The 11,852-nt window shown below is 55.0% G+C and carries 11 protein-coding genes; 9 read left to right on the top strand and 2 right to left on the bottom strand.

The genetic code is table 11. The annotated features are described in order from the left end of the window. Positions 1 to 33: 33 nt before the first annotated feature. On the bottom strand, positions 34 to 1,254 hold the full coding sequence (locus FRY97_RS20925; protein ID WP_147169573.1) for a trans-sulfuration enzyme family protein: 1,221 nt from the start codon (positions 1,252 to 1,254) through the stop codon (positions 34 to 36). A 268-nt stretch (positions 1,255 to 1,522) separates the two neighbouring features. On the opposite strand from FRY97_RS20925, the gene FRY97_RS20920 reads away from it, so the two are divergent. The 6 genes from FRY97_RS20920 (at position 1,523) to FRY97_RS20895 (ending at position 7,966) form a co-directional block, all read left to right on the top strand. Further along, complete coding sequence (locus tag FRY97_RS20920; protein WP_147169572.1) at positions 1,523 to 2,569, top strand: RluA family pseudouridine synthase; 1,047 nt, start codon at positions 1,523 to 1,525, stop codon at positions 2,567 to 2,569. Beyond that, a complete protein-coding gene (locus tag FRY97_RS20915) occupies positions 2,569 to 3,141 on the top strand; it encodes a DUF1415 domain-containing protein (RefSeq protein ID WP_394349365.1) in 573 nt (190 codons plus the stop codon). Before FRY97_RS20920 ends, FRY97_RS20915 begins: the two co-directional genes overlap by 1 nt. Then, the gene (locus tag FRY97_RS20910) at positions 3,128 to 4,147 is read left to right on the top strand and encodes an acyl-CoA reductase (RefSeq protein ID WP_246141874.1); all 1,020 of its coding nucleotides are present in this window, start codon (positions 3,128 to 3,130) and stop codon (positions 4,145 to 4,147) included. The genes FRY97_RS20915 and FRY97_RS20910 overlap by 14 nt, the downstream gene beginning before the upstream one ends. A 373-nt stretch (positions 4,148 to 4,520) precedes the next feature. After that, the gene (locus tag FRY97_RS20905; RefSeq protein WP_147169570.1) at positions 4,521 to 4,889 is read left to right on the top strand and encodes a response regulator; all 369 of its coding nucleotides are present in this window, start codon (positions 4,521 to 4,523) and stop codon (positions 4,887 to 4,889) included. Between the two features lie 154 nt (positions 4,890 to 5,043). Continuing rightward, entirely contained in the window at positions 5,044 to 6,384 is a 1,341-nt protein-coding gene (locus tag FRY97_RS20900) for a dihydroorotase (RefSeq protein ID WP_147169569.1), read from the top strand. A 277-nt stretch (positions 6,385 to 6,661) separates the two neighbouring features. Continuing rightward, positions 6,662 to 7,966 (top strand): amidohydrolase, encoded by a 1,305-nt coding sequence (locus tag FRY97_RS20895; protein WP_246141872.1) that lies wholly within the window; start codon positions 6,662 to 6,664, stop codon positions 7,964 to 7,966. Here the strand turns inward: FRY97_RS20895 and FRY97_RS20890 are convergent. Continuing rightward, positions 7,945 to 8,508 (bottom strand): TrmH family RNA methyltransferase, encoded by a 564-nt coding sequence (locus tag FRY97_RS20890; protein ID WP_147169568.1) that lies wholly within the window; start codon positions 8,506 to 8,508, stop codon positions 7,945 to 7,947. The genes FRY97_RS20895 and FRY97_RS20890 overlap by 22 nt on opposite strands. Positions 8,509 to 8,692: 184 nt before the next feature. On the opposite strand from FRY97_RS20890, the gene mdh reads away from it, so the two are divergent. From mdh to FRY97_RS20875, 3 genes are all read left to right on the top strand, one after another. After that, positions 8,693 to 9,625: a malate dehydrogenase gene (gene mdh / locus FRY97_RS20885; protein ID WP_147169567.1), complete on the top strand. Its 933-nt coding sequence runs from the start codon at positions 8,693 to 8,695 to the stop codon at positions 9,623 to 9,625. Between the two features lie 184 nt (positions 9,626 to 9,809). Beyond that, positions 9,810 to 10,358 carry a SelL-related redox protein gene (locus FRY97_RS20880; protein ID WP_147169566.1) on the top strand — a complete coding sequence of 183 codons (549 nt, stop codon included), beginning with the start codon at positions 9,810 to 9,812 and terminating at the stop codon, positions 10,356 to 10,358. Positions 10,359 to 10,595: 237 nt separating this feature from the next. Next, positions 10,596 to 11,696 (top strand): vWA domain-containing protein, encoded by a 1,101-nt coding sequence (locus FRY97_RS20875; RefSeq protein ID WP_147169565.1) that lies wholly within the window; start codon positions 10,596 to 10,598, stop codon positions 11,694 to 11,696. Positions 11,697 to 11,852: the final 156 nt, after the last annotated feature.

Here is an 11,852-nt window from a genome sequence, read left to right as displayed (position 1 = left end):
ACGCAAAGCTAACGCTTTCTTTTTGTTTGGCGATTATATGCGTCTGCCCTTGGCCACTCTCCCCAGCCCGTTTTTCAAATCAGCGATCAGGTCCTGTGGGGATTCTATGCCGATGGAAAGCCGGATCATCCCATCAGTGATGCCTGCTGCCCGGCGTTGCTCGGGAGGTACCCGGAGGTGGGACATGCTTGCCGGGTGCATCACAAGCGTGTCTACATCCCCCATAGTTGGCGCGAGGGAGCAAAGCTGTAGCCCACTGACAAAGCGCTGCCCTGCGGCGGCCCCTCCTTTTAGCTCAAAGCTGACCACACCGCCAAAGGCGCACATCTGCTTTTTGGCCAGCTGATGGTCTTCGTGGCTTTCCAAGCCTGGATAGTGCACTTTTGCCACTTCCGGCTGCCCTTCCAGCCATCTGGCGATCTGCATGGCATTGCTGCAGTGTCTTTCCATGCGGAGTTCCAGGGTTTTCATCCCATTTTCAAGCAGCCAGGCATCCCACGGGCTGCAGTTGGTGCCGATCAGTTTGAGGGCTGGGAAGACTTTTTCTTTCATCAGTGCTTCATCAAGCCCTACGATGGCTCCTGAGGTGGAATTGCCATGGCCGTTCAGGTATTTGGTAGTGGAGTGCACCACGAAGTGGGCCCCGTACAGGAAAGGCTGTTGGAGGTAAGGGGTGGCGAAGGTGTTGTCGACCACTGCATAGGCCCCTGCCTGGCGTGCTGCATCCGCGGCCATCTGTAGGTCTATGCAGCTCAGGGTAGGGTTGGCCGGGGTTTCGAAGTACACCATTTTTATACTGGGGTCGGCCTGCAGCTGTCTGCGCAGGGCGGCCTCTTCCCTTAGGTTGCCGATGACGGCTTGGTAGCCCATTGGGGTCAGTATTTTTGCAAAAAGCTCATTTGTGCCGCCGTACAAGTTGTTAGGGATAAGGATTTTTTCGCCCGGTTTGAGCAGGGCAAGGCAAAGGGTGCTGATGGCTGCCATGCCCGAGCTCAATAGATAGGCGGTAGCCTTGCCCGCTAGGTTTAGGGATTCAAGTGCCGCAATTTTTGCTGCCACTGCGTCTATGGTCGGGTTGCCAAACCGGCTATAAAGGTAGCCGGGCTGATCGCCACTGAAGACCTGCATGCCTTCTGGGAGGCCTTCAAAGGCAAAGGAGGAGGTAGCGTATATGGGCAGCTGATGCGGGCGGGTAGTCCGGGGGTCGGCCGAAGGCTGTGCGCAAAGCGTGCCAAACGAAAAGGGGTGTGCCATATTGAATTGCTTTTATCGGTTCAGAAAATAGGCGGGGCGCAACGTTCAGGATGCATGATTGTACAGCTCGCCCCTTCTTCATACTCAAACGGTCTGCCGGGGCTAAAAACCACCAAAGGCCCGACAACCGGAAACCGAGCCACAAGGGATTGGAGACGGTAAAAATGGCAGAACTGGAAGGAATAGCGTAGTTTTGCGGTTTATCAAACCATGACCCCCTTTGAGGGGGGCAAGCCGTTCATCCAACAACCGGAAAGCGAACCTTAATATGCAGCAAGATAATCACTCCGACGATTATTACGATCATAAGATCATCAAAGTTGACCCGGGGCAGTCTATTCTCAGGATTGATAAGTTTTTGTTCGACCGCCTGGAGAATGTCTCCAGGAGCCGGGTACAGGACGCCATACGTTCGGGTGCAGTGACCGTGGACGGGAAAGACATCAAACCGAACTACAAAATTAAGCCAGGGGAGGAAATCTCTATCGTGGTGCCTCAGCACCACGGCAAGCGCAACGAAATCAAAGCGCAGGACATCCCACTTGACATCATCTACGAGGACGACGACCTGCTCATCGTCAATAAAGCGCCCGGCATGGTGGTCCACCCTGGGATCGGCAACCCGGATGGGACTTTGGTCAATGCCTTAGCCCATCATTTTGGCAAATCGGGCTTGCCGGTGCTCGACGGCAACAACAACGATCAGATCGGCCTGGTGCACCGGATTGACAAAGACACTTCTGGCCTTTTGGTAGTGGCTAAAACGGATTACGCCATGTCCCATTTGGCCAAGCAGTTCTTCAACCATACCATCGACCGGAAGTACATCGCCATGGTTTGGGGCAACTTCGAAGAACAAGAAGGGACCATTGATGCGCATGTGGGGCGCCACCCGCGCAACCGCCTGCTGTTTGCTGCTTTCCCGGAAGGGGATTCTGGCAAATGGGCGGTGACGCATTACCGCGTTTTAGAAGACTTGTACTACGTTTCTCTGGTAGAGTGCAAGCTGGAGACCGGGCGCACCCATCAGATCAGGGTGCACATGAAGCATCTAGGGCATCCACTGTTCAGTGATGTCCGCTACGGGGGCGACCTCATTGTGAAGGGCACGGTATTCAGCAAGTACAAGTCTTTTGTAGAAAACACCTTTCAGCTGCTGCCCCGGCAGGCGCTCCACGCCAGGAGCCTGGGGTTTGTCCATCCCCGTACCGGCGAGCAGATGCACTTCGAGAGCGAGCTGCCCAACGACATCAACCAGGCATTAGAGCGTTGGCGGAAATACCTGGCAGACCGCAAAGCAAAGGACAACTTATGATCAGTGCAGCTGTTGCCCTTGAGCAGACCGAGCGCTGGCTGGCTGAGTTCGTTATCGGGCTCAACCTTTGCCCTTTTGCCGGCCGGCCTTTCAAAAATGGCCGGGTCCGGATCGTAGTTTCTACTGCGGCAAGCGAGCAAGCCTTGACTGCTGATTGGCTTTCGGAAGGGGAAGCCCTACTGGCTATGCCAGCTGTTGAGGTGGAGACTACGCTGGTGGTCCACCCTTTTGTGCTCCAGCGCTTCCCCGATTATAACGACTACCTGTGGGCGGCCAACGAGCGGCTCGTTGAGCAGGGTTGGGAAGGGGAGCTGCAGCTGGCCTCCTTCCACCCAGATTACCAGTTTGCTGGCGAAGGGCCACATGCCGCTTCCAACTACACCAACCGGTCGCCTTACCCTATGCTGCACCTCATCCGGGAGGACAGCCTGGAACGGGCCTTGCAAAACTTTGACAACCCGGAAGAGATCCCTCAGCGGAATATCGAGCTGATGGAAAAATTGGGCGCCGAGCAGCTGCGAAGCCAATTGCTGGGGTACCAAAATGAAAATGGATCACATGATGACGCTTAAGGAAAGAATTGACGTGCTGGCCCGCTTGGGCAGCCACTTGCTCCAGGAAGACGACTACCTGGAAGCTGTCATGAAACGGACGGAGTACAATAATGGCTGGTTCACAGTTGCACAGCAGCAAGCCTCCATATCGGCCATTGCCCGTCAATTCCTAGACCGGGCCGCTTTGGAAGCCTGGGCCAGCCCCTATGAGCTTGAGCCGGCCACCCCCCAAACGGTGGGCATCGTTATGGCAGGCAATATCCCCTTGGTCGGTTTCCACGATTGGCTTAGCGTATTCGTGGCCGGGCACCGTGCTGTCGTCAAGCTGTCCGAGAAAGACCAGTTCTTGTTCCCCTATCTTATGAAGGTGCTGCAGCAGCTGGACAGCCGCACTGCCGGCTATGTAAAACTGGCCAACCGCCTGGAAGGCTTTGATGCCGTCATCGCAACGGGCAGCAACAACGCTGCCCGGTACTTCGAAGCTTACTTTGGGAAGTACCCCCACATCATCCGCCGCAACCGGAATGCCGCTGCTGTACTGAGCGGATCGGAAACGCCCGAAGAGCTCAATGCCCTTGGGCAGGATGTTTTTCAGTACTATGGCCTGGGCTGCCGCAACGTTTCTAAGGTATATGTGCCGAAGGGGTACGATTTCGGCCCGCTGCTGCAGGCTCTGCACAACTACCGGGAGGTGGTGTTGAATACTAAGTACAAAAACAACTTCGATTACAACTATGCGCTGCACCTGCTGAACAATGAGCCCTTCCGGGCCAACGGCTGCATTATGCTCTTGGAGAACCCACAGCTGCATTCCCGGATTGCCTGCCTGCATTATGAGTATTTCGAAACGATAGATGAGGTCGAGAAAGACTTGCAGGCGCGCAAAGGGGAGCTGCAGTGTGTCGTAGCCCGCCCCGGGCTGCTACAGCGGCCAGCTTTTGCTTTCGGGAAAGCACAGCAGCCTTCATTGACCGATTATCCAGACGATGTCAACCTGTTGGAGTTCCTGGCGCAGTTGTCTTGATCATAGTATGGAGCAGGGTTGGCGCTTGTCAGGGCCCTTGCTTGCTCCGCCACATTGAGAAGGCATCCTTTTGTTTATAGTTTGCCCCTAAAATCCTCCATTCGTACAGGTTATCGTTTTTGGAGGGGCCTGCCCCTGCCAGCGGGCAGGTGCCGCTATGCTACGGGGCTCGCTGTCCGCTCGGCCCTAACGGGCTTGGAGCTTTTTGGGATTTTGCTTTTGGAGCGAACGCAGCCCGAAGTGTAAAATCCCAAAAAGCTCTTAAACCCCTCCGCAGCGCTAGGCCAATGCCAAGCTGTAGGCTATAGAAGCCTGATCCCAACAAGCTTATAAATTATATCGTATATTTGAGAAGGGGAAATTACAACAAACCATGAAGACACTTCAGAAAGTCGTCCTTGTAGACGATGACAACATCTTCTTGATGACCGCGAGGTTCAGCATCCACAGGGTATACCCTCAGGCGGATGTGCAGTCCTTCAACGATGCGGAAGAAGCGCTTGCTTACGTGCTCTCCAATAGCCCCGATCTTTTGTTGTTGGATCTGAATATGCCAGTCATTGACGGATGGTCTTTCCTAGAGGCTGTCCGCAACGGAGGCAGCACCGCCAACTTCCCCATCTACATCGTTTCTTCTTCCATTGACCCCGCCGACGTTCAGCGGGCTGAAAGCCACCCCTGCGTAAAGGGCTTCGTAGAAAAACCGCTCAATGCGCAAAAAGTGGAATTGATTTGTAACTGAAGCCTGCTCAACGCCCGACCTGCCTTTCCACACCTTCCCGTTCTGTTTTGAGATTGCCCCTTGGCTGATTATCTTCACTCTTGCGAACCTGATCACAAGGTAGGTTGTCCATTGGTGGACAAGCCTATTTAAAGACACAAAATACAAAACCAACATGGAGTCGATTTTGATTAAAGGGGGGCAGTATGTCAACGAGGGGAAGACCGAGGGCGGAGATATCCTGATCCGGAACGGCCGCATTGAGCAGGCCGGCGGCATCATTGATGTGCCCGTTAGCCGGGAAATCAATGCAGAAGGGATGCATATCTTGCCCGGGGTCATTGACGATCAGGTGCATTTCCGAGAGCCTGGGCTGACCCACAAAGCTGAGCTGTATACCGAAGCAAAAGCTGCTGTAGCAGGTGGTGTCACCTCTTTTATGGAAATGCCGAACACCAAGCCCCCAGCTATCACACAAGAGCTGCTGCAGCAGAAATACGACCGGGCAGCTCAGGTGGCCTTAGGCAATTACTCCTTTTTTATGGGGGCTGCCAACGACAACCTCGACGAAGTGCTCCGCACCAACCCGGAAACGGTCTGTGGCGTCAAAATTTTCATGGGCTCCAGTACAGGCAATATGCTGGTCGACAACGAAAAAGTGCTGGAGAGCCTTTATGCACAGGTGCCTATGCTCATTGCCACACATTGCGAAGACGAAGGGACGGTCCGCTCCAATGAGGCTCGGTACCGCGAGAAATATGGAGAAGCCGTGCCCATCCACTGCCACCCGGAAATCCGTGGTGTAGAGGCTTGTTACAAATCTTCTTCCTTCGCAGTCGAGCTGGCCAAAAAGCACAGTACCCGCCTGCACATCCTTCACATCTCTACCGCCAAGGAGCTCGGCCTGTTCCGCAATGACATCCCTCTGGAGAAAAAGCGGATCACCTCTGAGGTCTGTGTCCACCACCTCTATTTCAATGCGGGCCAATACGCCACCCTTGGCAGTCAGATCAAGTGCAACCCGGCCATTAAGGGGGCCGAAGAACAGGAGGCCCTATTGCCAGCGCTGCTCGATGACCGCTTGGATATCATAGCGACCGACCACGCACCGCACACCTGGGAAGAAAAGCAGGGCACTTACTTCCATGCGCCTTCTGGTGTGCCCCTGATTCAGCACACCCTTAACGTCATGCTGGAGTTTTACCATCAGGGGAAAATCAGCTTGGAGAAAATCGTAGAAAAGATGGCCCACGCCCCGGCTGTATGTTTCAAACTGCGCGAGCGCGGGTATATCCGCGAAGGCTATTGGGCCGATCTGGCCCTCGTGGACCTAAACAAGGAATGGGGCGTTTCCAAAGGCAACCTGCATTACAAGTGCGGATGGTCGCCCTTTGAAGGGCATACCTTTAAAGGTTCGGTGGAAGGCACGATCGTAAGCGGCCACCTGGCCTACTACAAGGGGCAGTTCGACGAATCCCGCAAAGGGCAACGGCTTATGTTCGATGGGCCGCACTAGCCCAGCTATGCCCCCAAGCCGCGCTTAGGCATGGGCCGGGCACAAACGGCCCTGTCGTGAGGGTGGGGGCTCCCCGCGCCTGAGGGCGCGGGGCGCTATGCTGCGGGGCTCGCTGTACGCTCGGCCCTGCCGGGCTTACACCCCTCCGCAGCGCTAGCCCGATGCCAGGGGAAGGCGGCTAAGCTATGCTTTTTTTGTAGGTTGCGTGCGGTAAGGGAGGGCTTGGCAAGCCTTTGAGCGGTCAGCCCCCCATCTTAATCATATCAACTGCAAACGGATGATGAAAAAACGATTTCTGCTTTTGGGCTGTCTGCTGGGCAGCAGCCTGCTAGGCCTCTCGCAGGGCCACCTGCACGAGCGCATTTCCGCGAAAGCGGCCGGCATAGAGCGCCAGGTAGTGGAATGGCGCCGCCATCTGCATCAATACCCCGAGCTCTCCAACCGGGAGTTCAACACCATGGCTTACATCGTAGACTACATGAAAACCTTGCCGGTCGAAATTGAGTCAGGAGTGGCACATACCGGCGTTGTAGCCCTTTTGGATACTGGAAAGCCAGGGCCTACCGTGGCCCTCCGGGCGGATATGGATGCGCTGCCAGTGCGTGAGCGGGTGGACGTCCCTTTTGCTTCCAAGGAAGAGACTGAGTACCTGGGGCAGCGGGTAGGCATTATGCACGCCTGCGGGCACGACAGCCACGTGGCCATGCTCATGGGCGCAGCTACCGTGCTTTGCGAGATGAAAGAAGAGCTGAACGGCCGGTTCCTGTTCGTGTTCCAGCCTGCCGAGGAAGGCGCTCCGGTCGGAGAAGAGGGCGGGGCAGCGCTTATGGTGAAAGAGGGGATAATTGAAAAGTACGGTGTTGATGTATTCTTTGGGCTGCACATCTCCAGTGTCATTGAAGAAGGCACCATCAATTACCGCCCGAATGGCATTATGGCTGCCGCAGACCAGTTCAAGATCAAGGTAAAGGGCAAACAGACACATGGCTCCCGGCCGTGGGATGGGGTAGACCCTATTGTAGTGTCAGCCCAGATCATCATGGGGCTGCAGGCCATTATCAGCCGGCAGACGGACTTGACCAACGAGGCGGCGGTAATCACGGTAGGGAAGATCACAAGCGGGGTAAGGAACAATATTGTTCCGGAAGAAGCAGAAATGATCGGCACCATCCGCACATTTGATACCGCAATGCAGCGGGAAATCCACAACCGTATCGTCAAAACGGCCACCTCCATAGCGGAAGCCTCTGGGGCGGAAGCTGAAGTTGACATCATACGCGGCTACCCGGTCACTTTCAACAACCCTCAGCTGACTGCGCAGATGCTGCCCACCTTGTTCACGGTCTTTGGGGAAGAGGCGGTGCGCGTGACTAAGCCGGTGACAGGGGCAGAAGACTTTTCCTTCTTTGCCAGGGAGGTGCCCGGGCTTTTCTTTTTCTTAGGCGCACGGCCAGCGGAGTGGGGGCCGATGGAAGCCACTTTCCACCATACCCCGGACTTCTTCATCAGCGAAGGCAGCTTCGTGCTGGGGGTTGAAGCGTTGTCGCAGCTGGCTGTAGACTATATGGCGTCCAGGCCCTGATCTGGCGGCGGGGCATAGCCTTTGCGCAGAAGCTCGTAAACGGCGATCCCCGCAGCCATTGCGGCATTCATAGAGGTATTGATGCCATACATCGGCAAGTGGATGCAGGTACTGCACAGGCCTAGGATGCTTTCAGGTATGCCCAGGGCTTCGTGCCCGATCACCAGCACAGCGGGCTGGCGCGCTTCGATTTCCAGGCTGGTGTAAGGGATGCTGCCCGAGGTGATCTCCAGCCCGATGAGCGTTTGCGCTCGGCCCAGGGCAAGCGCCTCTTCCATAGTCAGGGCCGAGGCCGGCACGTATTGGTCTGCCGAGCGTGCTACCCGTGCTACCTTTTTATGGTACAGGGCTCCGGGCGCTCCCAAAAAGTAAAGGTGGGAAAGGCGGGCGGCATCCGCAAGGCGGAACAGCGCCCCGATGTTGCGCACATCAGATACCCCAGCCAGCATCAGGCTGAGCGGAGACCGGCTTTGGTTGATGCGGCGGAGCCGTTCTTCGTGGGGGCATTGCCGTTCGTCTTGATAATCCAGCTGCTTTTGCACGCTCAGCGTAGAATTTGAGGCGGGCGGCCAAAAAGTCAACCCCTGCCAGTAATGAAGTAATAGCCTCCTGCGTTCTAAAGAAGGCAAAAAATCTTTAGCTTTGCGCCAAGCCGAAACCGGCTAAATCCAGTTATCCCGCTGGCTTGGCATAAAAATGTAAAACCAAAAATACAAATTTCGGATCATGAGTAAAGTAACGGTTGTAGGAGCAGGAAACGTAGGGGCCACCTGTGCGAATGTCTTGGCTCACAAAGATATCGTCAATGAGGTTGTACTGCTTGACATCAAAGGGGACATGGCCAAAGGCAAAGCCCTCGACAGTTGGCAGCAGGCACCGATTGACTACTACAGTACACGCCTTATCGGTACAGACGACTACAAGGATACTGCCGGCTCCGACATCGTTGTGATCACTGCCGGCATCCCCCGCAAGCCTGGCATGAGCCGTGATGATCTGATCGCTACCAATGCCAAGATTGTGAACATGGTCGCGGCTTCTATCAAGGAGCACTCCGAAAACCCCATCATCATCGTTGTTTCCAACCCATTGGATGTAATGACTTACGCTGCATACAAAGCGGCTGGGCTCGATTCTTCCCGTGTGTTCGGCATGGCGGGCATCCTTGATACCGCGCGCTACCGCGCTTTCCTGGCTACAGAGCTCAACGTGTCTCCTAAAGACATTCAGGCGGTGCTGATGGGCGGCCATGGCGACACGATGGTGCCGCTGCCACGCTACACTACTGTGGCTGGCATCCCTGTCTTAGAGCTCATCGATGAGGAGAAGCTCAACGCTATCGTAGAACGCACCAAAGTAGGCGGGGGCGAGCTGGTCAAGCTGATGGGCACCTCTGCCTGGTACGCGCCCGGCGCTGCCGCAGCGCAGATGGTAGAGTCTATCGTACGCGACGAAAACCGCATCTTCCCTTGCTGCGTAAAGCTGGATGGGCAGTATGGCATCAATGATATGTTCTTGGGCGCTCCGGTTAAGCTCGGCAAGAATGGCATCGAGCAGATCATCGAGCTGGACCTGAACGAAAGCGAAATGGAGCTGCTGAAGACTTCTGCTTCTCACGTGCGCAGCGTGATGGAGGTATTTGACAATATGGATATTTAGCGCATATTGGGGCTCTAAATTAGCGCTTAATGGAAGTGCTTGGCCATAAACTGGAAACAGCAAGGGCGCTGCTTGTCTCGGCAAGCAGCGCCCTTTGCGCTTCAGAGAAGCCCTTGCCTGATCTGAGAACATTGAGCAGGGTATTGTTGTTACCTGTTTCGATGCAATAAACCCAAATCAAAATATGGAAGCTGTTGAGCAGTTTGACCAAGCGTTGCTTGGGCAGATGAAAACCAATGAAGGGCGTGATGTTGCAAGCATGTCTTACGAAAAGCCAGTATTGCTGGTCTTCCTCAGGCACTTTGGTTGTACTTTCTGCAGGGAAGCACTATCGGATATTGCTGCTCAGCGTCAGGAGATCGAAGCCTCTGGGTCGGCCCTTGTTTTCGTGCACATGACCGACTGCGATATTGCAGAGCGGTATTTCAACCGGTATGGTTTGGAGGGTGTAGAGCACATTTCAGACCCCGAATGCCAGTATTACAGCCAGTTTGGACTGGTCAAAGGCAATTTCACCCAGCTTTTCGGGCTGCAGTCCTGGATTCGAGGGTTCTCTGCCGGAGTGCTGGCAGGGCATGGCATCGGCACGCAGCTGGGCGATGGGTTTCAGATGCCCGGCGCATTTGTCATCCAAAACGGGGCAGTGAAAAACAGCTTCATCCATAAGTTGGCCTCTGACCGCCTGGATTATCTAAACCTGGTGAAGTGCTGTGAAATGGGGGAGGCTGGATGAACGGGCAGCGGGGCGGCCTGCAAAAAGGGCATAGCGCAAACCAAAATGCCGTAGCCTTTTGGGGCGCTAGCTTGGCATTGGACTAGCGCTGCGGAGGGGTGTCAAGCCCGCTAGGGCCGAGCGTACAGCGAGCCCCGCAGCATAGCGACCCGCGCCCATAGGCGTGGGTAGGCCCCCTTTCATTGGGCTGGGGCAGGGCAAAGAAACAGCAATCTGGGTTGCGCAAAAAAAATGATTATGATCGGCTGGAAGTTCAGCGCTTTTGCTCCCGGCGAGGAAGGGGGAGCTAGTTTCGAAAAATTGCTCAAGCTTTTCCAAGAGCTCCTGGTCCATACTTCGGGCGATGTGAGCGAGGCCCTTTCTTGGCTCACTGAGCTGGACAAACAGTACAGCCTGACCGACGACAGCTACGGCATGGCTGATTTTATCCAAGACTTGATCGATAAGGGGTATATTCAGCCGAGGGATGAGCGGGACCCTAATTTTGTGCCCTCTGCCAAAATGGAAATCGCCCTGAGGCAAAAAGCGCTTGAAGATGTATTTGGGCAGCTGAAAAAGTCTAAGCGGGGCAACCACAATACCCGCTTTGGCGGAAAAGGGGACGAGGCGACTTCCGATATCCGGCCGTTCCAATTTGGGGACGCCCTAGATCAGCTGGCCGTTTCCGAAAGCCTGCGCAATGCGCAGATCAACCACGGTATTGACGATTTCCACCTTACGCACAACGACCTTGAGGTCAAGGAGACTTTCTATCAGAGCCAGATGAGCACCGTTCTGATGATTGACATTTCCCACTCTATGATTTTGTATGGAGAGGACCGGATCACCCCTGCGAAAAAGGTGGCGATGGCCCTCTCCGAGCTCATTACCACCCGCTATCCGAAGGACACCCTGGATGTCATTGTTTTTGGCAATGATGCTTGGCAAATCGAGATCAAAGATCTGCCTTACTTGCAGGTGGGCCCCTATCACACCAATACGGTGGCCGGGCTTGAGCTGGCTATGGATCTGCTCCGCCGGCGCAAAAACCCCAACAAGCAGATTTTTATGATCACGGACGGCAAGCCCACCTGCATCAAGAAGGGCAAGCGGTATTACAAAAACAGCTTTGGGCTGGACCGGGCTATCGTCAACCGCACCCTCAACCTGGCTCAGCGCTGCCGTAAGCTCGATATCCCGGTCACGACTTTCATGATTGCCCGCGACCCTTACCTGCAGAATTTTGTAGAGCAGTTTACCCAAGCCAACAACGGCAAGGCTTTTTACAGCAGCCTGCAAGGGCTGGGGGAGTTCATTTTTCAGGATTACAAAAACAATAAGGGCAAGCGCTACCGTTAGGGGGGCGAAACACTGCAAGGGCGCGTGAGGTGGCTCCGGAATAGCCTACGCTTGGAGCAGAAGCCGGATGGGTGGCTGGCGCATTGCGCAAAGCCCGATTTGTTGCTGTCAAACGATTGAAAGCTAGGACATTATAAATCTATTTTCCAAATCGAA

This window comes from Phaeodactylibacter luteus (assembly GCF_007993045.1).
GTDB classification, from domain to species: Bacteria; Bacteroidota; Bacteroidia; order Chitinophagales; family Saprospiraceae; genus Phaeodactylibacter; species Phaeodactylibacter luteus.
Note: the sequence above shows the minus strand (reverse complement) of the source record. Positions and strands in the feature narration are given on the sequence as shown.

Coding starts and splice junctions, on each gene's coding strand:
- FRY97_RS20925 (WP_147169573.1), bottom strand. CDS start 1,254: ATGGCACACCCCTTTTCGTTTGGCACGCTTTGCGCACAGCCTTCGGCC.
- FRY97_RS20920 (WP_147169572.1), top strand. CDS start 1,523: ATGCAGCAAGATAATCACTCCGACGATTATTACGATCATAAGATCATC.
- FRY97_RS20910 (WP_246141874.1), top strand. CDS start 3,128: ATGATGACGCTTAAGGAAAGAATTGACGTGCTGGCCCGCTTGGGCAGC.
- FRY97_RS20905 (WP_147169570.1), top strand. CDS start 4,521: ATGAAGACACTTCAGAAAGTCGTCCTTGTAGACGATGACAACATCTTC.
- FRY97_RS20900 (WP_147169569.1), top strand. CDS start 5,044: ATGGAGTCGATTTTGATTAAAGGGGGGCAGTATGTCAACGAGGGGAAG.
- FRY97_RS20895 (WP_246141872.1), top strand. CDS start 6,662: ATGATGAAAAAACGATTTCTGCTTTTGGGCTGTCTGCTGGGCAGCAGC.
- mdh (WP_147169567.1), top strand. CDS start 8,693: ATGAGTAAAGTAACGGTTGTAGGAGCAGGAAACGTAGGGGCCACCTGT.
- FRY97_RS20880 (WP_147169566.1), top strand. CDS start 9,810: ATGGAAGCTGTTGAGCAGTTTGACCAAGCGTTGCTTGGGCAGATGAAA.
- FRY97_RS20875 (WP_147169565.1), top strand. CDS start 10,596: ATGATCGGCTGGAAGTTCAGCGCTTTTGCTCCCGGCGAGGAAGGGGGA.